This window comes from Streptomyces sp. NPDC001407 (genome assembly GCF_042895325.1).
GTDB lineage: Bacteria > Actinomycetota > Actinomycetes > Streptomycetales > Streptomycetaceae > Streptomyces.
Genome location: NZ_JBIAWF010000007.1, coordinates 178,081 through 198,544, shown reverse-complemented (window position 1 = coordinate 198,544; position 20,464 = coordinate 178,081). Strand labels below are relative to the sequence as shown.

18 protein-coding genes are annotated in these 20,464 nt (G+C 72.7%); 9 read left to right on the top strand and 9 right to left on the bottom strand.

What is annotated here, in order from left to right:
• Positions 1-220: 220 nt before the first annotated feature.
• Both ACFY1P_RS13190 and ACFY1P_RS13185 read left to right on the top strand, forming a co-directional pair.
• Positions 221-1,351, top strand: a complete 1,131-nt coding sequence (locus tag ACFY1P_RS13190; protein ID WP_390750661.1) for an aminoglycoside phosphotransferase family protein — start codon at positions 221-223, stop codon at positions 1,349-1,351.
• A 234-nt stretch (positions 1,352-1,585) separates the two neighbouring features.
• A complete protein-coding gene (locus tag ACFY1P_RS13185) occupies positions 1,586-3,598 on the top strand; it encodes an N-acetylmuramoyl-L-alanine amidase (protein ID WP_390750660.1) in 2,013 nt (670 codons plus the stop codon).
• 72 nt (positions 3,599-3,670) lie between these two features.
• On the opposite strand, the gene ACFY1P_RS13180 is transcribed toward ACFY1P_RS13185, so the two are convergent.
• Positions 3,671-4,171 carry a hypothetical protein gene (locus tag ACFY1P_RS13180; RefSeq protein WP_301889609.1) on the bottom strand — a complete coding sequence of 167 codons (501 nt, stop codon included), beginning with the start codon at positions 4,169-4,171 and terminating at the stop codon, positions 3,671-3,673.
• 129 nt (positions 4,172-4,300) lie between these two features.
• Positions 4,301-4,918, bottom strand: a complete 618-nt coding sequence (locus ACFY1P_RS13175) for a TetR family transcriptional regulator C-terminal domain-containing protein (protein ID WP_361523165.1) — start codon at positions 4,916-4,918, stop codon at positions 4,301-4,303.
• A gap of 70 nt (positions 4,919-4,988) precedes the next feature.
• Here ACFY1P_RS13175 and ACFY1P_RS13170 point away from each other — a divergent pair, with 70 nt between their 5' ends.
• The 4 genes from ACFY1P_RS13170 to ACFY1P_RS13155 all read left to right on the top strand — a co-directional run bounded on the left by ACFY1P_RS13170 (position 4,989) and on the right by ACFY1P_RS13155 (position 7,603).
• On the top strand, positions 4,989-5,468 hold the full coding sequence (locus ACFY1P_RS13170; RefSeq protein WP_390750659.1) for a DUF1453 domain-containing protein: 480 nt from the start codon (positions 4,989-4,991) through the stop codon (positions 5,466-5,468).
• 327 nt (positions 5,469-5,795) lie between these two features.
• A complete protein-coding gene (locus ACFY1P_RS13165) occupies positions 5,796-6,191 on the top strand; it encodes a rodlin (RefSeq protein WP_390750658.1) in 396 nt (131 codons plus the stop codon).
• A 148-nt stretch (positions 6,192-6,339) separates the two neighbouring features.
• Positions 6,340-6,423 (top strand): putative leader peptide, encoded by an 84-nt coding sequence (locus ACFY1P_RS13160; RefSeq protein ID WP_361523250.1) that lies wholly within the window; start codon positions 6,340-6,342, stop codon positions 6,421-6,423.
• A gap of 163 nt (positions 6,424-6,586) precedes the next feature.
• Positions 6,587-7,603, top strand: coding sequence for an isopenicillin N synthase family dioxygenase (locus ACFY1P_RS13155; protein ID WP_390750657.1), 1,017 nt, complete (start codon positions 6,587-6,589; stop codon positions 7,601-7,603).
• Between the two features lie 193 nt (positions 7,604-7,796).
• On the opposite strand, the gene ACFY1P_RS13150 is transcribed toward ACFY1P_RS13155, so the two are convergent.
• The 5 genes from ACFY1P_RS13150 to ACFY1P_RS13130 all read right to left on the bottom strand — a co-directional run bounded on the left by ACFY1P_RS13150 (position 7,797) and on the right by ACFY1P_RS13130 (position 12,229).
• Positions 7,797-8,030: a DUF397 domain-containing protein gene (locus ACFY1P_RS13150; RefSeq protein ID WP_390750656.1), complete on the bottom strand. Its 234-nt coding sequence runs from the start codon at positions 8,028-8,030 to the stop codon at positions 7,797-7,799.
• Between the two features lie 72 nt (positions 8,031-8,102).
• Positions 8,103-9,278, bottom strand: coding sequence for a thiolase domain-containing protein (locus ACFY1P_RS13145; RefSeq protein WP_361523151.1), 1,176 nt, complete (start codon positions 9,276-9,278; stop codon positions 8,103-8,105).
• Positions 9,275-10,342, bottom strand: coding sequence for a lipid-transfer protein (locus ACFY1P_RS13140; protein ID WP_390750655.1), 1,068 nt, complete (start codon positions 10,340-10,342; stop codon positions 9,275-9,277). The genes ACFY1P_RS13145 and ACFY1P_RS13140 overlap by 4 nt, the downstream gene beginning before the upstream one ends.
• Complete coding sequence (locus tag ACFY1P_RS13135; RefSeq protein WP_361523145.1) at positions 10,339-11,283, bottom strand: OB-fold domain-containing protein; 945 nt, start codon at positions 11,281-11,283, stop codon at positions 10,339-10,341. Before ACFY1P_RS13135 ends, ACFY1P_RS13140 begins: the two co-directional genes overlap by 4 nt.
• Positions 11,284-11,413: 130 nt before the next feature.
• Entirely contained in the window at positions 11,414-12,229 is an 816-nt protein-coding gene (locus ACFY1P_RS13130) for a crotonase/enoyl-CoA hydratase family protein (RefSeq protein WP_361523142.1), read from the bottom strand.
• Between the two features lie 234 nt (positions 12,230-12,463).
• Between ACFY1P_RS13130 and ACFY1P_RS13125 the strand changes: the two genes are divergently transcribed.
• The 3 genes from ACFY1P_RS13125 to paaK all read left to right on the top strand — a co-directional run bounded on the left by ACFY1P_RS13125 (position 12,464) and on the right by paaK (position 17,705).
• Positions 12,464-14,086 (top strand): acyl-CoA synthetase, encoded by a 1,623-nt coding sequence (locus tag ACFY1P_RS13125; RefSeq protein WP_390750654.1) that lies wholly within the window; start codon positions 12,464-12,466, stop codon positions 14,084-14,086.
• Positions 14,087-14,227: 141 nt separating this feature from the next.
• Positions 14,228-16,135 (top strand): phosphocholine-specific phospholipase C, encoded by a 1,908-nt coding sequence (locus tag ACFY1P_RS13120; RefSeq protein ID WP_390750653.1) that lies wholly within the window; start codon positions 14,228-14,230, stop codon positions 16,133-16,135.
• A 283-nt stretch (positions 16,136-16,418) separates the two neighbouring features.
• Positions 16,419-17,705, top strand: coding sequence for a phenylacetate--CoA ligase PaaK (paaK, locus tag ACFY1P_RS13115; RefSeq protein WP_361523133.1), 1,287 nt, complete (start codon positions 16,419-16,421; stop codon positions 17,703-17,705).
• A 6-nt stretch (positions 17,706-17,711) separates the two neighbouring features.
• Here the strand turns inward: paaK and ACFY1P_RS13110 are convergent, their stop codons facing one another.
• Complete coding sequence (locus ACFY1P_RS13110; RefSeq protein WP_361523130.1) at positions 17,712-19,259, bottom strand: acyl-CoA synthetase; 1,548 nt, start codon at positions 19,257-19,259, stop codon at positions 17,712-17,714.
• A gap of 21 nt (positions 19,260-19,280) precedes the next feature.
• On the bottom strand, positions 19,281-20,420 hold the full coding sequence (locus tag ACFY1P_RS13105) for a nitronate monooxygenase (protein WP_390750652.1): 1,140 nt from the start codon (positions 20,418-20,420) through the stop codon (positions 19,281-19,283).
• Between the last annotated feature and the right edge of the window lie 44 nt (positions 20,421-20,464).

The following is a 20,464-nucleotide window of genomic DNA, read 5'->3' as shown; positions in this document are numbered from 1 at the left end:
TCTCGGCTGACTTGAAGGTAGCGGGCCGTCATGGGCCAAGCGAGTATTCGCCAGGGTTCGCCAGGGTGCGCCAGATGGTGTGCCACCCGCGACTGGGTGTCATGTAGGAACGCGCCACCCCGGCCACCCCGCAGCCGGAAGGCATTCCCCAGGGTGCCCCATGGCCCGGGGACCGGGGAGCGCCGTAATTCGCCGGCACACGAAGGGATCTGTTCCGCACATGTATGCAGCCTCGTCCTCCGTGTCCGCGCCGCCCCGGCAGCTCCGTCCGCAGCACGTCGGCGGCGGTCCGTACCTCGACCCCTCCCACGCCGCGGGAGGTGCCTTCGGGGCCGGACGGGCCCGGCGGTCCCCGGGGCTCGCCGGCCAACCGCTCAGCGGGAGAATCGACTTGTCCGGCCCCCAGGGCGCGCAGCTGCGCTCGGCGATCGCCGCGGTGCACCGCATCTGCCCGGAGTTCAACCCGGTCCAGGTGCTGCGCCGCAGCGCGCGCTCGGTCCTGCTGGTCGGGTCCACCAGCCGCAGCACAGCGGTGGCCAAGTGTTTACTGGACCACTCACCGGCAGGAGCCGAGCGGTTCCGCCACGAAATAGCTACATACCGGGCGTTCGTCCGGCACCGGCCGCCGGTTCGGGTGGCCCGGCTGATCGCCGCGGACCCCGACAACTGCACGCTGGTCATCGAGCGGATGCCCGGCCGTCCGGCGGCCGCCCAGCGGCACCCGACCGACCCCCCGCCCCGCGCGGACGTCCGCGCGGCGCTCGGCGCGGTCTGCCGGGTCAACCTCTGGCGGCCCCCGGCCGGCATGTTCGACATGCCGCTCGACTACGGCAAGCGCATCACCCGCTATCACGAGCTGGGCCTGCTCACCGACCGCGATCTGGGCGATCTCCAGAAGCTGTTGCACGGTCTGGCCCATGTCCAGGGGCAGTTCTGCCACGGAGACGCCCTGCTCTCCAACATCCTCCTCTCCCCCGCCGGTCCGGTGCTCGTCGACTGGGACCAGGCCGGCTGGTATCTCCCGGGATACGACCTGGCCACCCTCTGGACCGTCCTCGGGGACGCCCCGGGGGCCCGCCGTCAGATCAGCCAGTACGCACAGCAGGCCGGCCCGGTCTCCCGTGACGCCTTTCTGGTGAATCTGATGCTCGTGCTGACGCGGGAGATCCGTACGTACGAAACAGCTCTCCAGCGCGCTTTGCAGGAGCCCGCTCCGACCGCACCCGGTGCCACGCCGACCGCACCCGGTGCCGCCGAGTCCGGTGAGGAGCAGCGGCTGCTGCTGCGTCGCCTGCACGACGACTGCGCGCTCGCCAGGCGTGCCGTAAGGGCGGCGGTCGGCACCCGCTGACCACCCTCCCGCTCGGTTCGCCCCCGACACGCCGCGCGTCCTCCCCGCGCGGCGTGTCGTCGTTCACCGGCAAGGATGACCACCGATTTCGGCGCCGACACGTCCCCCACACGGGCGCACCAGCATGATTGACGGATCGTCATCCAACGGCTACCTCTGGTACGTCCGGTCCGGCACGCCCGATCGCGCACCTACCATCCAGCTCGGTGGCACTGCCGTCCCGAGGAGGCCGCATTGCGAGGATCCGCCCCCGCCCCCCGGACCACCCTGCCGAGAGCCCGGAGGGGAAACCGCCGCAGACTCCGGGCGGCCGGCGTCGTGTTGTCGGCCGCCCTCTTGCTGCCCGCCTTCTCCGGCAGCCCCGCGGCCGGCGCCGGGGAACAGCCGGGCTCCGGCGCGCTACAACGGGCCTTCGTCGCCGCGTCCGCGAAGTATCACGTCCCCCCGAGCGTGCTGCTGGCCGTCTCGTACCTCCAGTCCCGCTGGAACGCCCATGGCGGCGCGCCCAGCGTCATCGGCGGCTACGGCCCCATGCACCTCACGGACGCCACCACCGCGCTCACGGCGGGCGCGCACCGCGGTGACGAGGCCCAGGACCCCCGCGGCGACGGCGCCCGGCCGCTCGCCGGGGCGCGGTCGGTCCGCCCGGAGCTGCCCGTGCCCGTGGAGGTCCCGGCGCGGCTGCGCACGCTGGACCGGGCCGCCGAGCTCTCCGGCCTGTCGGCCGAGGCGCTGCGCCAGGACCCGGCGGCCAATGTGCAGGGCGGTGCGGCCCTGCTGGCCGCCGCACAGCGCCGGCTGGGGCTGCCGCTGAGCTCCGATCCCGCGGACTGGTACGGAGCGGTGGCAAGCTATCCGGGCGCCACGGACGCGGTGTCGGCCGGCGCCTTCGCGCACGACGTCTTCGAGGTGATCCGCGCCGGTGAGCGGCGCACGACGGACGCCGGTCAGCTTGTCGACCTGGAAGCCGTCCCCCGTGCGGGCGACCGTGCCGACCAGGTGCGCCGACTGGCCCTGCCGGCCCCTTCGCAGAGCGGCGTGGAGTGCCCGGCCTCGGTGGCGTGCGAGTCGATCCCCGCGCCGTACCAGAAGCTGGAGGGCACGGACTACGGCAACCACGACGTCGCGGACCGCCCCAAGGCGCCTTCGCAGAAGGTGAGCTTCATCGTCATCCACGACACCGAGGGGTCGTGGGAGACGACGGTCAAGCTGATCAAGGACCCCGCGTACGTCTCCTGGAACTACACCGTGCGCTCCGCGGACGGGCACATCGCCCAGCACGTGCCGACGAAGGACGTGGCCTGGCACTCGGGCAACTGGTACGTGAACTCCACCTCCGTGGGCATCGAGCACGAGGGTTTCCTCGCCCAGCCCGACGCGTGGTACACGGAGGAGATGTACCGCACGTCGGCCCGGCTGGTCCGTTATCTGGCCGACAAGCTGCACATCCCGCTCGACCGGCAGCACATCCTGGGTCACGACAACGTCCCGGGCACGACCCCGGCGACCATCAAGGGCCTGCACACCGACCCGGGCCCCTTCTGGGACTGGGAGCACTATTTCGAGCTGCTGGGCAAGCCCTTCTACCCCACGGGCAGCACATACGGCGGGATGGTCACCATCCGGCCCGACTACGACATCAACACTCCGCAGTACACCGGCTGCGAGGGGGCGGGGAAGCCCTGCGCGCGGCACGGTTCGGGCGCGGTCCGGCTGTACACGGCGCCGAAGAAGGACGCTCCCCTCGTGAAGGACATCGGGCTGCGCCCGGACGGCGGCGCGTCGACGACCGACGTCAACGACACGGGCGCCCGCGCCTCCACCGGCCAGCAGTTCGCGGTCGCCGACCGGCAGGGCGACTGGACGGCGATCTGGTACCTGGGTCAGAAGGCGTGGTTCCGCAATCCGTGGTGGGATCCCACCGTGGTCAACGCCTCGGGCAAGGTGGTCACTCCCAAGGCGGGGTCGGCCGGGGTCCCGGTCTACGGGCGGGCCTATCCGGAGAAGGAGGCGTATCCCGCCGGTGTGCCGGTGCAGGAGGTGACGCCGCTGCCGTACAAGCTGCTCGCGGGGCAGACGTACGTGCTGGGTGGTGCGGTGCCGGGCGAGTATCTGTGGTCGAAGACCTTCGACGCGGCGGGTCACCGGGTGATCCGGGGCAAGGACGTCTATTACGAGATCCAGTTCGGTCACCGGGTGGCCTTCGTCAGGGCCGCCGATGTGAGCGTGCGCCCGTCCGGCCGCTGAGGGCGGAGGCAGCGGAGGAGCCCGGTACGGCAGGCGTACCGGGCTCCGGTGTCGGTGGGGCGTGCCGCGGGCTCAGACCTGCTGGAACATCTCCGCGGGCAGCGGCTTGAGCAGCTGGTAGAGCTCGTCGGTGATGGGGCGGTCCCAGCTGGCGATGGTGACGAGGACGCCGTCGCTGCGGTCGAACTGGGTGCAGGAGATGCGGCCTTCGGAGCACTTCAGGCGGCGCACGATCAGCAGGTTGTCCTCGTGCATGACCGGGATGTCCTCGGTCTCGAGCACCTGCACGGGCTCGTCGTTGCCGAGGGCCACCAGCAGCTGTGCCACCTCGAAGGGCACCTGCCCCTCGCCCAGCTCGCGGGCCGGGGAGCCCTCGGGCAGGTTGCCGATGATCATCGCGGGGCCGCGGCCGCCGAAGAGGTCGTAGCGGAGGAAGACGCCCTGGCAGCTGCCGTCGGGCGCGGGCAGCAGCCCGGCACCGAGGTCACCGGGCCAGTCCCCCGGGTCCATGGCGAGGACGTCGAAGTCCGGCCCGGTGGGCGTGGCGGCGCTGCGGCGGCGGAGGAACGACATGCTCACATCGTACGTGCCCCGCGCCGCGCCGTGACGCCGGGGAGACCCCCGTGCGGCCCGTAGTGCGGGGCGGGGGTGGCATGCGGGGCGGGTGGCGCGCGCGGCGGCCGTGGGGCCGAACGGGTGCGGTCAGCGGCGCTGTCTGAGGGTGTCCAGGTGGTGGCTGAGCATTCGGCGGAGGAGCTCGGGGGTCAGCCGGTCCGGTTCGAGGACGGCCTGGAGGGTGAGGCCGTCGACCAGCGCGGCAAGCCGGAGGCTCTCCAGTTCGACGTCGAGTCCGTCGGGCAGGCCGCCGCTCTCCTGGCCGCCCTGGAGTACGCGGGCCAACAGGGCGACGGTGCCCTGCTGCAACTCGACGGCGCGGGGCCGGAGTCCGGGCCGGGTGCGGGCCGCCGTGGTGAAGGCGAGCCAGAGCTCGGCCTCCTGGCGCCGCTCGCCGTCGAGCGGCAGGAGCTCGGCGAGCAGTTCCTCGGCGCGCGCGCGGAGGTCGCCGCCGGGGGCGGTGGCGAGGACGAGGTCGGCGCGGGCACGGAGGCGGTGTTCGATGCGGTCGACGAGCTCCCCCATCGCGAAGATCACCAACTCGTCGTGGTCGCTGAAGTAGTGGCGGACGGACCCGATGGCCAGTCCCGCCTCGTCGGCGACGTTGCGCAGCGAGGCGGCCTCCAGGCCGTCGCGGCCCACGACGCGGAGGACGGCCGCGGCCACGGCGCGGCGGCGGGCCCCGGGATCGACGATCTTCGGCATGTCGACTTTATAGCACGGTCGAGCTAATATCCTTTTTTAGCACGACCGAGCTAAATAGGAGGCGGAGCGAGTGAACGGCTGGCTACTCGGGGGGATCATCGCCGCGGTGGTGATCGCGGTGATGATCAAGCGGCTGCGGGGAGAGGCCCTCAACGCCCGCGATCTGCTGGTGCCACCGGTGGTCCTCACCGGCATCGGCATCATGTCCCTGACCAAGGCCCACGGCCTGACGGCGGCGGATCTGACCTGGGCGGCCACGGGTGCGGTGCTGGGCGTGGCGGCCGGGGCGTGGCGCGGATCGACCATCGTGATCTTCGAGAAGGACGGGGTGCTGTGGCAGCGCTACACCGGCCGGTCCTTCCTCGTCCTGGCGATCTCCTTCGTGGCCATGGCGGGCTTCGGACTGCTCGCGACACACGCGGGCATGCACGAGAACGCCCGGCCCATGCAGCTGAACATCGGCGTCACCTTCATCGGCGAGGCGCTGGTGGTCGGCCTGCGCGGCCTCCGGTCCGGGGTGCCGTTCGCGCCGGAGCGCAGCCGGCCGTGAGGCCCGTACGTCTCGCACGGCGAGCGGGCCGCAGGAGCGCAGAAGCCCGCCCGGACGCAGCTTGTGGGGGCGCTGTCCGGGCGGACTGACGGCCGAAGATCCGCCGCGCGCAGCACGCTACCAGCGATATCGGTACGGCCCCGCCGCCGTCACTCCGATGCGCCGCAACCGCGGGGGAATAACCCGAGGCAGCGGCGACGTTCCCGGCATTTCCGTACCGATCACCCGATGGCGCAAATGAGTGAATGCCCGAAACCTCGGCAAATGGGGGCGAGTTACTCAGGACACTTCCCCCGAGAAGGCGCTAATCGATCGAAAGGCACAGACGTGCTCAAGAAGGTACTCGCCACGGCCGCACTGACGGCCTCCGCGGTCGGCACCATCGCCGGTCCCGCGATGGCGATCGGCAACGACCAGGACGTCGCGAACGGAAACGCTTCCCGGACCGGTTACGGCAACACCAAGACCGGCGGCGAGCAGAGCCCGCAGATGAGCCTGATCCAGGGCACGCTCAACAAGCCGTGCTTCGGCATCGGCAAGATCGGCCTCCAGTCCCTGATCGCCCTGCTCAACGTCGGCATCCAGGACGTACCGGTCCTCAGCTCTCAGCAGCAGCAGCAGTGCACCGACAACTCGACGATCAGCGACGGCGACGACCCGCTGTCGCACATCCTCAGCGAGATCCCGATCGTCTCGGGCAACGGCTCGGGCAACGGCCGCTGACGACGGCGAGCGCTCTGCCGCGATCCCCCCTTCCGCCGGTGCACGACCGCCGCGGGAGGGGGGATCCCGTTTGTCCCGGCAGGAAGATCCACCACTGCCGCCACCCCGGCTGACCAGGCCGGATCCATTTGTTACGACGTCGTATACGATGGGGCACGTGACCATGCTCGTGAAACGCCGCCACGTGGACCTCCTCCGCGTCACGAGCATGTCCTGTCGCCGCTACGGCTGACCTTCACCCCGCCCAGCCCGCTTTCCCGGGCCGTGGCCTCTCTTTATCTCTTCCTGCCGCTTCCCGGTCCCGCACTGCCCTGTCCGCGTACCCCGCGACGGCAGCGCGGCCGTCCGGCATACCGCCGTACGAAAAACCGGGCCCTCACGCTGTGGACATCCTCATGAGCAACAAGCTTCCTGTCCTCGATCTCTCGGCCGCTTCGGGTGACGCTGCCACCCGCGCCGCCTTCCACGAGGCGCTGCACAGCGCCGCCCGCGACGTGGGCTTCTTCCATCTGACCGGGCACGGGATCACCGCGTCCGAGACCGCCGAACTGATGCGTACCCTCCGCGCTTTCTTCGCCCTGCCCGAGGCGGAGCGGATGTCCATCAGCAACCTCAACTCGCCCCACTTCCGCGGCTACACGCGCATCGGTGACGAGCGGACCGGCGGCAGCCGCGACTGGCGGGACCAGATCGACATAGGCGCCGAGCGCGCGCCCCGCATACCCACCGGCGACGAGCCCGGCTACTGGTGGCTGGAGGGCCCGAACCAGTGGCCCGCCGCCCTCCCCGAGCTCAGGACGGCCGCCCTGCGCTGGATCGACAGGCTGAGCGAGATCGCCGGGCGGCTGCTGCACGAGCTGCTGGCCTCGATCGGCGCCCCGCCCTCCTTCTACGACGACGCCTTCGCCGACCGCCCCCATCTGCACCTCAAGCTCGTCCGCTACCCCGGCAGCGCCCCCGACGGCGCGGGGCAGGGCGTGGGCGCGCACAAGGACTACGGATTCCTGACGCTGCTGCTCCAGGACGAGGTCGGCGGCCTCCAAGTGGAGGGCGCGGACGGGGTGTTCCGCGATGTGCCGCCCCTGCCCGGCGCGTTCGTGATCAACCTCGGCGAGCTGCTGGAGGTGGCGACCAACGGCTATCTCAAGGCCACCAACCACCGTGTGGTCAGCCCGCCCGGCACCCGGGAGCGCTACTCCGTGCCGTTCTTCTACAACCCCCGGCTGGACGCGCGCATCGAGCCCGTGCCCTTCCCGCACGCGCACCGGGCGCCCGGCGTCACCCAGGACACCTCCAACCCACTGTTCGCGGAGTACGGCCGCAACGAGGTCAAGGGCTGGCTGCGCGCCCACCCGGAGGTCGCCCGCCGCTACCACGCGGATCTTCTGGCGGAGGGCGCACCGGTCGGCTGAGCTCTACTGCCACCCCCTACCACCCCTGCGCGGCGGTCCACGGTCGCCGGACGGGCCGTGCGTCCGATCACGGTGCCACAGGCAACTGCCCGGAAACCCGGCCCGTTCGGCGTTCGAGGACGGCTCGCGGGGCCCACCGACACGGGAGGCCACCACGGCGGCACCGCGCCGGAAGGCACCGCCCGGCCACTGCCTAGACGTCGAACTCGCCGCCCCGCGCGCCCACGACGAACGCCCGCCACTCCGCCGGGGAGAGGACCAAGGCGGGCGCGTCCGGCCTGCGTTCGTGCCGCATGGCGATGAACCCCTCGACGAAGGCGATCTGGACGTCACCGACGCCCTGACTGCCCGGCTGCCATGCGGCGTTCGCGAGGTCGAGCTCCGGCCTTGTGCCACCGGCCAGTTGGTGCGTCATGCTCTTCGCCACGTCCGTAGCTCCTCCCGGTCGTCCTCCCGGCCACCCTAGCGAGCGCGCGGTGCCCCGGACAGGCCGCGGGCCTCAGCTGCCGGGCGGCTCGGCGCCCACCAGCCACATGGAGAAGAACTGCGCTCCCCCGCCGTAGGCGTGGCCGAGCGCCTTGCGGGCACCGTCGACCTGGTGCGCGCCGGCCCGGCCGCACACCTGGAGCGCGGCCTCGGCGAAGCGCAGCATGCCGGAGGCGCCGATGGGGTTGGTGGACAGCACCCCGCCCGAGGGGTTCACGGGCAGGTCGCCGTCCTGCTCGGTGGCGCCGGAGACGGTGAGCTTCCAGCCCTCGCCCTCGGCCGCGAAGCCGAGGTTCTCCAGCCACATCGGCTCGTACCAGCTGAAGGGCACGTAGAGTTCGGCCACGTCGATCTCGCGGCGCGGGTCGGTGATGCCCGCCTGGCGGTAGACCTCGGCGGCGCAGTCGCGGCCCGCGCGGGGCGAGACGAAGTCCTTGCCGGCGAAGAGGGTCGGCTCGCTGCGCATGGCGCCGCCGTGCACCCAGGCCGGCGGGCGCGGGGCGCGCGCGGCGCCCCGGCGGCCGGTGAGGACCATCGCGCAGGCCCCGTCGGAGGACGGGCAGGTCTCGGAGTAGCGGATCGGGTCCCACAGCATGGGTGAGGACCGCACCTTCTCCAGCGTGATGTCGTGTTCGTGGAGGTGGGCGCTGGGGTTCCGCAGGGCGTTGCGGCGGTCCTTGTAGGCGACGAGGGTGCCGATGTGGTCGGGTGCTCCGGTGCGGCGCATGTACGCCCGTACGTGCGGGGCGAAGAAGCCGCCGGCGCCGGCCAGCAGGGGCTGCTGGAAGGGGACGGGCAGGGACAGCCCCCACATGGCGTTCGACTCGGACTGCTTCTCGAAGGCGACGGCGAGGACGGTCCCGCGCACCCGGGAGGCCACGAGGTTCGCGGCGACGAGGGCGGTGGAGCCGCCGACGGAACCCGCGGTGTGCACGCGCATCAGGGGTTTGCCTGCCGCTCCGAGCGCGTCGGCGAGGTAGAGCTCGGGCATCATGACGCCCTCGAAGAAGTCGGGCGCCTTGCCGATGACGACGGCGTCGATGCCGGCCCAGGTCAGCTCCGCGTCGGCGAGGGCGCGCAGGGCGGCCTCGCGGACGAGCCCGGCGAGGGAGACGTCCCGGCGGGCGGCGGCGTGCCGGGTCTGGCCGATGCCGACGACGGCCACGGGTTCGTTGTCCGCGTGCTTCACCGGGCTTCCCCTTCCAGCCCTTCCAGGACACCGACGAGGTTCTGCTGGAGACAGGGCCCGGAGGTGGCGTGGGCGAGCGCCCGGTCCGACTCCCCGCGGTGGATGCGGGCGGCCGCCTCGCCGAAGCGGATCAGCCCGGTCGCCATGACCGGGTCGGCGGCGAGGGCGCCGCCGGAGGGGTTGACCGTCACCTCGTCCCCGAGCCGGAGGGCCTTGCGCAGGACCACTTCCTGCGCGGTGAAGGGCGCGTGGATCTCCGCGGTGTCGACGGGCGCGTCGAACGCCCCGGCGCCCTCGGCGGCGAGCCGGGCGGAGGGGGCGTCGGTGAGGTCGCGCAGTCCGAGGCCCTGCGGGTCGACGCGGTGGTCCATGCCGCGGATCCAGGCGGGCCGTTCGCACATCCGGCGGGCGGTGTCCCCGGCGGCGAGGACGACCGCGGCGGCGCCGTCGCAGACCGGCGGGCAGTCACCGGTGCGCAGCGGCCGTACGAGGTGGTCGCCCATCGGCACCCGGCCGCGGAGCCGGGCGTGGGGATTGGCGCGGGCGGCGGCGCGGCTGCGGTCCGCGACGGCGGCGAGTGCCTCCTCGTCGGTCTCCCCCGCGTCGATGAGGGCCTGTGCCTGGAGCGCGGCGAGGTCGACCGGGCCGGGCCAGAGGGGGGCGGTGTAGTAGGGGTCGAGCTGGCGGGTGAGCACGGCGCCGAGATCACCGGCGGAGGGTTTGCCGTAGGCGTAGACGAGGGCGGTGTCGGTGGCGCCGGTGAGGAGTTCGACCCAGGCTTCGTAGAGCGCCCAGGCGCCGTCGGTCTCCACGTGGGACTCCGCGACGGGCGGCCAGGCGCCGACGCCGTCGAGGGTCATCGTGAAGGAGAAGGGCCGCCCGGCGAGGTAGTCGCTCGATCCCGAGCACGTGAAGCCCGCCTCGCCCGGCGACAGTTGTGCCCGGTCCAGCACCTCGCGCAGGACGGGCAGCAGCATCTCGGTCTCGGACACGTCCTCCGACGAGCGCCGGTGGGCGGTCTGCGCGAAGGCGACGATCGCCACGTCGCGGGCGTACCGCGTCACAGCAGCTCCTTGTACGTCTCGTAGTCGGCGTCGGGTTCACCGGTGGGGCGGTAGTGGTCGGGGTGGCGGGCGCCCTCGGTCCAGACCGGCTCGACGCGCAGGCCCATGCGCACCTGGTCGTACGGGATGCCCGCGATGCGCCCGTGCAGGGCGAGGGCGGCGCCGTCGAGGGCGATGTGGGCGTAGACGTACGGGACGTCGATCCCGGCGTTCCTGGCCTTGATGTTGACGACGCAGAAGGTGGTGACGGTGCCGCGCGGGCCGACCTCCACTTGTTCGCCGGTGGCGACGCCGCAGGTCGGGCAGGCGCCGCGGGGCGGTACGTACACGCGGCGGCAGGCGGGGCAGCGCTCGCCGGTGAGGGTGTGCCGGGCGAGGGCGGCGAGGTGGCGGCTCTGGGCGCGGCCGGGGGCGTAGGTGTAGTCGAGGCGGGCGGGGGTGGTGATGCCGGTGACGGGGTCGGCGAAGGTGCCGGTGTGCGGTGCGGCCGGGCCCGCGGTGGCGCTCTCGTGCGCTTCGAAGCACGCGATGTCGGTGATCGCTCCGGTGCGTTTCGAGGCCCAGCGGACGCGGACGCGCATGCCGGTGCGTACGGCGTCGGGGCCCGGGGCGTCGAGGGCGTGCAGGAGGGCGGTGCCGGCTCCGTCGAGGCGTACGAGGACCCACGCGAAGGGGGTCGGCAGGGGCTGCCGTGGGCGGGGAGCGTGGTTCCAGGCCCAGGTGGTGACGGTGCCGGTGGGGGCCACCTCGACGAGCTCGCGGATCTCCTCGGCGGTGCAGGGGTCGTACTCGACGGGTGGCACGAGGACGCGGCCGTCGGTGGTGCGCACGCCGAGGACTGTGCGTTCGCGGAGGCCGGTGAGGAAGGCGCTCTGGACGGGGCCCAGGGAGCGGGTGAAGGGGAATTCGACGACCAGGGGCGCGGTGAGGATCTCGGACACGGCCGCGGCTCTCCTTCTGTCGGTGGTCCCGGACGTCCGGTGGTCTCAGGCGTCCGTGGTCTCAGGCGTCCGGTGGTCTCGGGCGCCCGGTCGTCTCAGGCGTCCGGTGGTCCCTGGACGTCCGGTCGTCTCAGGCGCGCCGGAAGACGGGCGGGCGCTTCTCCGCGAAGGCGCGGGCGCCTTCCTTGGCGTCGGCGGTGTCGAAGATCCGCATGCCGCGTTCGAGTTCGACGGCGAGGGCGTCGGGCTCGTCGAGGCCGGCCGTCTCGTAGGCGCACGCCTTGACCGCCTCGACGGCCAGCGGCCCGTTGGCGTTGACGAGTTCGGCGGTCGCGAGGGCCGACTCCAGGGCCGTGCCGTCGGGCACGACCCGTCCGACGAGCCCGACGCGCTCGGCCTCGCGGGCGGTGTAGGGGCGGCCGGTGAGCAGCATTTCGAGGGCGTGGGTGCGCGGGATCTGGCGGGTGAGGCGGACGGTGGAGCCGCCGACGGGGAAGAGGCCGCGCCGGACCTCGAAGAGGCCGAAGGTGGCGCTCTCGCCGGCGACGCGGATGTCGGTGCCCTGGAGGATCTCGGTGCCGCCGGCGACACAGGGGCCCTCGACGGCGGCGATGACGGGTTTGCGGGGGCGGTGGTGGCGGAGCATGGCCTTCCAGTGGAGGTCGGGGTCGGCCCTGAGCCGCTCCCGGCAGGCGTCGTCGTCCGTCGTCCCCCGCCCCTGCCCCTGCCCCGCGAGCGCCTTGAGGTCCATGCCGGAGCAGAAGGCTCCGCCCGCGCCGGTGAGGACGACGGAGCGGATGGTGTCGTCGTCGTCCGCCTCGGCCCAGCCGTCGTGGAGGCCGACCAGCATCGGCAGGGAGAGGGCGTTCCTGGCCTGCGGCCGGTTGAGGGTGAGCAGCAGGGTGGCGCCGACGCGTTCGACCACGAGGTGTGCGGTCCCGCTCATGGGGTGTCCTCCTGTCCGGCGACGGAGAACAGGGTGGCGGAGGTGGGTCCGCACTTCAAGAGTTTTCTGACATCCCGTCAGTTTTCTTGGCCGGTGCCCCTTCCCACCCATCGCGCCCGGCGCTCTAATGGCCGCCGGGCCGTCCGGCAGACCGGGCCGCCGCACCACCGTCGCGCCCCGTCGCACCGCACCGCCGCCGCCGTTCCCCGCCGCATTCGCCCGGCAGGAGGAGACATGGACGTGAACCTCGCCGACCTCTTCGAGTCGGTCGTCGACACGGTGCCCGGCCGGGAGGCCCTGGTCCACGTCGACCACCCGGGCAGCGGCGCCGAGCGGCGGCTGACGTACGCGCAGCTCGACGCGGCGGCCGACCGGCTGGCCCACCACCTGCGCGACAGTGGCATCCGGCCCGGCGAGCACGTGGGCCTGCACCTCTACAACTGCGTCGAGTACCTCCAGACCCTCTGGGCGTGCCTGAAGATCCGGGCCGTGCCGGTCAACGTCAACTACCGCTATGTGGAGGAGGAGCTGGCCTATCTCTACCGCGACGCCGACCTGGTGGGCCTCGTCTTCGACGCGGAGTTCACCGGGCGGGTGGCGGCGGCGCTGCCGGGGGCGGAGCGGATCCGCCACCTCGTCCGCGTCGGCTCGCCGCCCGAGGGCGCCCCCCGGCCCCGGATCGAGCCCGTGCCCTTCACGGACGCCGAGGAATCGGGCGCGCCGGGGCGCGACTTCGGGCCGCGCTCCGGCGACGACCAGATCATCATCTACACCGGCGGCACCACCGGCATGCCCAAGGGCGTCATGTGGCGGCAGGAGGATCTCTTCTTCTCCGGCCTCGGCGGCGGCGCCCCGACGGGTGAGCCGGTGCGGCGGCCGGAGGAGCTCGCCGAGCGGGTCGCGGCGGGCGGCGAGGGCCTGGTCTTCTTCCCCACCGCCCCCTTGATGCACGGCACCTCCACGCTGACGGCGTTCATCGCCTTCGACTTCGGCCAAAAGGTGGTCCTGCACCGCAAGTACGTGCCGGAGGAGGTGCTGCGGACCGTCGCGAAGGAGCGGGTCACCTGCGTCTCGCTGGTCGGTGACGCCATGCTGCGGCCCCTGGTGGACTGTCTGGCCGGCCCGTTGCGGGGCACGGACTGCTCGTCGCTCCTCAGCGTCAGCAGCTCGGGGGCCGTCCTGTCGGACACCGTGCGGGAGGAGTTCGCGGCGCTCCTGCCGCACGTGGCGCTGGTGAACAGCTTCGGCTCGTCGGAGTCCGGCTTCAACGGCACCGCGACCGACGACGGTGGCCGGGGCCTGCGGGTGCGCGTCAACGACCGTACGGCCGTGGTCGACCCGGTGACGTACGAACCGGTGGGCACCGGCGAGGTCGGGCGCGTCGCGCAGCGCGGCCACGTGCCTCTCGGCTACTACAACGACCCGGCGAAGACGGCGGAGACGTTCTTCCACGCGCGGGGCGAGCGGTGGGTCCTGCTCGGGGACATGGCCACGGTCGGCGCGGACGGCGTGGTCACCGTGCTGGGGCGGGGCTCGCAGTGCATCAACACCGGTGGCGAGAAGGTCTATCCGGAAGAGGTCGAGGAAGCGCTCAAGGCCCACCCGGATGTCTACGACGTGCTGGTCACCGGCGTGCCCGACGCCCGGTGGGGGCACCGCGTCGCGGCCGTCGTCCAGCCCCGGCCCGGGGCCGGTCCGCTGACGCTCGGCGCGCTCCAGGAGCACTGCCGCGCCCGGCTGGCGGGGTACAAGGTGCCGCGCAGCGTCGTCCTCACCGACCGCGTCGAGCGGTCGCCCAGCGGCAAGGCGGACTACCGCTGGGCGCGGGCGGTGGCGTGCGGTGAGCGCGCCCCGTAGCGCTTTTGCCAGGTCTTGACGCGCGGGACACCTCCTGTGCGCGCGGTGGACACGGCGCACTCCGCGCGCGTTGGGGCGGCGGTGGCCGCGTGGGCCTTCAATCGGCGCGTCACCTTCCGTCCCCTGCCTCCAGGAGTCACCGTGACCCCCTTGTCCCGTCGTGGTTTCCTCGGCGCGGCCGCCGGCGCCGCCGCGCTCGGCGCCCTGCCGTCCTCGCTCCAGCAGGCCATGGCCGCGAGCTCGCCGTCCGGCAGGCTGGACGATGTCGAGCACGTGGTGATCTTCATGCAGGAGAACCGCTCCTTCGACCACTACTTCGGCACGCTCAGGGGCGTACGGGGCTTCGGGGACCGTTCCCTGCTGCGCTTCCCCGGCGGCTCCGACGTCCTGCGCCAGAGAACGCTCGGGCCGCTCGGCGGCGGCGTGCTGACGCCCTGGCACCTGGACACGGCCACCACCGACGCCCAGCGCGTGCGCGACCTCGACCACGGCTGGGCGGGGACGCACAGCGCCTGGCACGGCGGCAGATACGACAACTGGATACCCGCCAAGAGCGCCTGGACCATGGGCTACTACCAGCGCTCCGACATCCCCTTCCAGTTCGCGCTCGCCGAGGCGTTCACCCTCTGCGACCAGTATTTCTGCTCGGTGCAGGGGCCGACCAACCCCAACCGGCTCTACCAGTGGACGGGCATGATCGACCCGGGCGGCCGCGACGGCGGCCCGGTCACCGACAACTCCGAGAAGGGCTACACCTGGACCACCTACCCCGAGCGGCTCGACGCCGCCGGGATCTCCTGGCGCGTCTACCAGCAGCAGGACAACTACGACGACAACCCGCTGGCCTGGTTCAGCCGGTTCAAGAGCGCCGGGACCGACTCGTCGCTGTATGTCAATGGCATGCTGCGCCGGTCGGCCGCCGCCTTCAACCAGGACGTGGCCGCCGGCACGCTGCCCGCCGTGAGCTGGATCGTCGCCCCGGAGCGGCAGTCGGAGCACCCCGCCTACCCGCCCGCGTACGGAGCCGACTACACCGCGAAGTACGTCCTGGAGTCGCTGGCCGCGCACCCCGAGGTCTGGGCGAAGACGGTGGTCTTCCTGAACTTCGACGAGAACGACGGCTTCTTCGACCACGTCGCCCCGCCGGTGCCGCCCTCCGGCACCCCGGACGAGTTCATCGGCGGAGCCCCCATCGGGCTCGGGCCGCGGGTCCCGATGACCGTGATCTCACCGTGGAGCCGCGGCGGCTACGTCCACTCCGAGGTGCTCGACCACACCTCGCCGCTACGCTTCCTGGAGAACTGGACCGGCGTCAAGGAGCCCAACATCTCCGCCTGGCGGCGCACGGTGTGCGGCGATCTGATGAGCGCGTTCGACTTCGCCTCGAAGAACGCCTCCTTCCCCGCCCTGCCGGACACGACGGCCCTCGTCGCCGCCTGCGACAGACAGGACTCCCTGCCCGACGCCAGGCCCCCCGCCACCGCCGCCCGCCCCGTCCAGGAGGAGGGCACCCGCCCGGCCCGGCCGACCGGCTACGCCTTCGACACCACGTCCTGGACCGACACCGCCACCAACCGCCTCTGGTTCAAGGTCGTCAACACCGGCCGCCTGGGCGCGGGTTTCACGGCCTACGCCGTGAACCACCGGGCTTACGAGGCGTGGCACTACACCGTCCCGGTGGGCGGCAGCGCGAGCGACTACTTCAGCGCGCTCACGTACGGCGGCGGCAAGTACGACGTCGACCTGCACGGCCCCGACGGCTACCTCCGCGGCTTCAAGGGAGACGTCCGGACGTGGACGGACACGGCGAAGGGCCACCCGGAGGCGGCGGCGACGGCGTCGCCGGGCGGACTGCGGCTGACTCTGACGAACGGCGGCCGCGCCTCCGTGCTCTTCACCGTCTCGGACGGGACGACCACCACGGTCCCGGCCGGCGGCCGCGCGGAGCTGACGGTCGCGGTGGCTCCGGACGGGGCGTACGACGTGACGGTGACGGCGGACGCGGGCGACGGCTTCGAACGGCGGTTCGCGGGGCGGACCTTCGGGTAGGCGGGACCGGCGGCCGCCGCCGTCATCGAGGGGGCCCGGTCCCGCCCGGCTCGCCCGGCTGTCGGCGGGCCCGGTTTCATCGCGGTGTCAACGACCGTGACCACCGTCGGGGCGTTCAGAGCAGTGCGCCGCCCCGACCCGAAGTACGGGCAGGACGGCGATGTGATGACGAAGACCATCGGCCACGACGGCGGCGGAGGGAGTCGTCTGGTACGACTCCTGAGCCCTGCCCCGCACCGCCGCCCGGTTTCGACGACGGCCGGAACCGGGCAGACTCCCCGGCATGGCCGACGCAGCCGAGGGGATGTCACGCGCGCAGCTGGCCGAGTTGCAGCTCGGGCGGCTGCGCCGGACCCTGCGGCGTGTGTACGAGCGGGTGCCCTTCTACCGGCATGCCTTCGACGCCGCCGGTGTGCGGCCCGAGGACTGCCGGGGGCTCGGGGACCTCGCGCGGTTCCCGTTCACCACCAAGGGGGATCTGCGCGCGCACTATCCGTTCGGGATGTTCGCCGTGCCGGAGAGCGACGTGCGGCGGATCCACGCCTCCAGCGGTACCACGGGCACCCCGACCGTCGTCGGCTACACCCGGCGTGATCTGGACACGTGGGCCGAGGTCGTCGCGCGTTCGCTGCGGGCGGCCGGGGCCCGGCCCGGGGACAAGGTGCACGTGGCCTATGGGTACGGCCTGTTCACGGGCGGTCTCGGCGCGCACTACGGCGCGGAGCGGCTCGGCTGCACGGTGATTCCCGCGTCCGGCGGGATGACCGAGCGCCAGGTCCGGCTCCTGACGGATCTGCGCCCGGAGGTCATCATGGTGACGCCGTCCTACATGCTGGCCCTGCTGGACGAGTTCGGACGCCAGGGCATCGACCCCCGCTCCTCCTCGCTGCGGATCGGTGTCTTCGGGGCCGAGCCCTGGACGGAGGGGATGCGGCGGGAGATCGAGGAGCGGTTCGCTCTCGACGCGGTGGACATCTACGGTCTGTCCGAGGTGATGGGCCCGGGCGTCGCGCAGGAGTGCGTGGAGACCAAGGACGGGCCGCACATCTGGGAGGACCACTTCTTTCCCGAGGTCGTGGACCCGGTCACGGGCGAGGTGCTGCCCGAGGGCGAGCACGGGGAGCTGGTCCTCACCTCGCTCACCAAGGAGGCCATGCCGGTCGTCCGTTACCGCACCCGCGACCTCACCCGGCTGCTCCCCGGCACCGCCCGCCGCGCCTTCCGGCGCATGGAGCGGATCACCGGGCGCAGCGACGACCTGATCATCGTGCGCGGGGTCAACCTCTTCCCGGGCCAGGTCGAGGAGATCGTGCTGCGCACCCCGGGCGTCGCCCCGCACTTCCAGCTGCGGCTGACCCGCGAGGGCAGGATGGACCAGCTGACCGTGCGCGCCGAGGCCCGCCCCGGCGTGGCAGCGGGGCAACGCGCCGAGGCGGCCGGGGAGATCGCTCGCGGGGTGAAGGAGGGCATCGGGGTGTCGGCCGCCGTGGAGATCGTGGACCCCGGCACCCTGGAGCGTTCGACGGGCAAGCTCAGGCGCGTGGTGGACGAGCGTGTGCGGAAGCCGTGAGCGGGGTCAGAGCGCGCTCCCCCGGGACCGCCAGTGCGGGTCGCGCAGCCGGCGTTTGTAGAGCTTGCCGTTGGGGTCGCGGGGCATGTCGGCGATGAAGTCGACGGCCCGGGGGCGCTTGTAGCCCGCCAGGTGGCGGGCGCAGTGGGCGAGGAGCTCCGTGGCCAGCGGGGTGCCGGGGGCGTGGCCGTCGGCCGGCTCCACCACGGCTCGCACCTCCTCGCCCCAGTCGTCGTGCGGGACGCCGAAGACGGCGGCGTCGGCCACGGCGGGGTGGGCGAGGAGCACGGATTCGATCTCGGCGGGGTAGATGTTGACCCCGCCGGAGATGATCAGGTCGATCTTGCGGTCGCGGAGGAAGAGATAGCCGTCCTCGTCGAGAAAGCCGAGGTCGCCGACGGTGAAGAAGTCGCCGATGCGGTTCTCGCGGGTCTTGCCGTCGTCCTTGTGATAGGTGAAGCCGCCGGTGGTCATCTTCATGTGGACGGTGCCGAGTTCACCGGCGGGCAGTCGTCGGCCGTCGTCGTCGAAGACGGCGAGTTCGCTGATGGGCCAGGCCCTGCCGACGGTGCCGGGCTTCTTGAGCCAGTCCTCGGCGGTGGCGAAGGCTCCACCGCCCTCGCTGGCCGCGTAGTACTCCTCGACGCAGTTGCCCCACCACCGGATCATCGCGCGCTTGACGTGGTCGGGGCAGGGCGCGGCGCCGTGGACGGCGTGCCGCATGGAGGAGACGTCGTACGCGGCCCGTACGGGTTCCGGCAGCGCGAGCAGCCGCTGGAACTGGGTGGGGACCATGTGGGTGTGCGTGCAGCGGTGGGTGTCGATGAGGCGCAGCATCTCCTCGGGCGTCCATTTGTCCATCACCACCAGCCGGTGGCCGAGGTGCAGGGAGGCGGCCGCGAACTGGAGGACGGCCGTGTGGTAGAGCGGTGAGCAGACGAGGTGGGTGTTGTCGTCGAACGGCTTGATGCCGAAGATGCCGAGGAATCCGCCGAGATGGCTCTCCTCGGGCGGTTTCCCGGGCAGGGGACGGCGGATGCCGCGTGGCCTGCCAGTGGTGCCGGAGGTGTAGTTCATGACCCAGCCGAGCGTCCGGTCGGCCGGCGGGGTGCCGGGGCGCCCCGCGAGGAGCCCCTCGTACGGGCGGAAGCCGGGGATGTCGCCGACGGCGTAGCGGAGTCCGGCGGGCAGTCCCGCGCCGTCGGCGGCGGTGGTCGCGGCGGCCGCGAACCGCTCGTGGGCGATGAGCGCTCCCGCCTCCGAGTCCGCCACGATCCAGGCGATCTCCTCGCCGAGGAGGTGGTGGTTGACGGGCACGAGGTAGAAGCCGGCCTGGGTGGCGGCGAGGTAGGCGGTGAGGAGCTCCTCGCCGTTGGGGAGGACGACGGCGAAGGAGTCGCCCCGGCGGAGTCCTGCGGCGCGCAGGCCGCGGACCAGCCGGTTGGCGGCGGCGTGGAGTTGGCCGGCGGTCCGGGTGCGGCCGTCGGGGGTGACGAGCACGGTGCGTTCCGGGTCGGCGGTGGCCTGTGCCCAGAACCCTTGGGGGTGCGGCATGGGGTGCTCCCGTCCTCGGTCTCAGCGCTCGGTTGCCGGCGCGCCGGAGGTGTCCGGCCCGGCCCGGCCCGCGATGCGGTTCATCCGGTCGATCGCCCGCTCGAAGCCGGCCGTCAGGTCGTCGAAGACGGCCTGGACGGCGCGCCGGGAGTTCATCCGCCCCACGATCTGACCGACCGGTGTGCCGAGCAGCGGCTCCACTTCGTACTTCTGGATGCGGGACAGGGCCTCGGCGACGAGCAGCCCTTGCAGCGGCATGGGCAGCGGGCCGGGGCCGCCCGGGTCGTCCCAGGCGTCGGTCCAGGCCGTGCGCAGCTGGCGGGCCGGTTTGCCGGTGAGCGCGCGGGAGCGCACGGTGTCGCCGGAGCCCGCGGCCAGGAGCTTCGCGGTCAGGGCGGGCGAGTGCAGCTCGGCCTCCTCCGTGGTGAGCCAGACCGAACCCAGCCAGACGCCCTGGGCGCCCAGTGCGAGCCCGGCGGCGATCTGTTCGCCGCTGCCGATGCCACCGGCGGCCAGGACGGGCAGCGGGTCGACGGCCCGTACGACCTCGGGGGTGAGGACCATGGTGGCGATCTCGCCGGTGTGGCCGCCGGCCTCGTAGCCCTGGGCGACGACGATGTCGATGCCCGCCTCGGCGTGGCGGACGGCGTGCCGGGCGCTCCCGGCGAGCGCGGCGACGAGGACGCCGCCGGCGTGGGCCCGCCGGACGACGTCGGCGGGTGGCGGGCCGAGGGCGTTGGCCAGCAGCCTGATCGGGTGCTCGAAGGCGACGTCGAGCTGGGCGCGGGCGACCTCCTCCATCCAGCCGGTGATGCGCCACCCGGAGCGGTCCCCGGCGGCGAGTGCGGGTACGCCGTGCCGGGCGAGGGTCTCCTGGACGAAGCGCCGGTGCCCGTCCGGGATCATGGCGTCGACGTCGGCTTCGGTGACGCCCTCGACCTTCCTGGCGGGCATGACGACGTCGAGCCCGTACGGCTTGCCGTCGATGTGCGCGGCCATCCAGTCGAGGTCCCGCGCGAGGGCGCCGGGCTCGGCGTACCGCACGGCGCCGAGCACGCCGAGTCCCCCGGCGCGGGTGACGGCCGCGGCCACCGCGGGGAAGGGGGTGAAGCCGAAGACCGCGTGCTCGATTCCCAGTCGCCGGCTCAGCTCCGTCTGCATGGGCGGCAGGATGCCGCAGCGGGCCGGGCGAGGGAAGGGTTTTT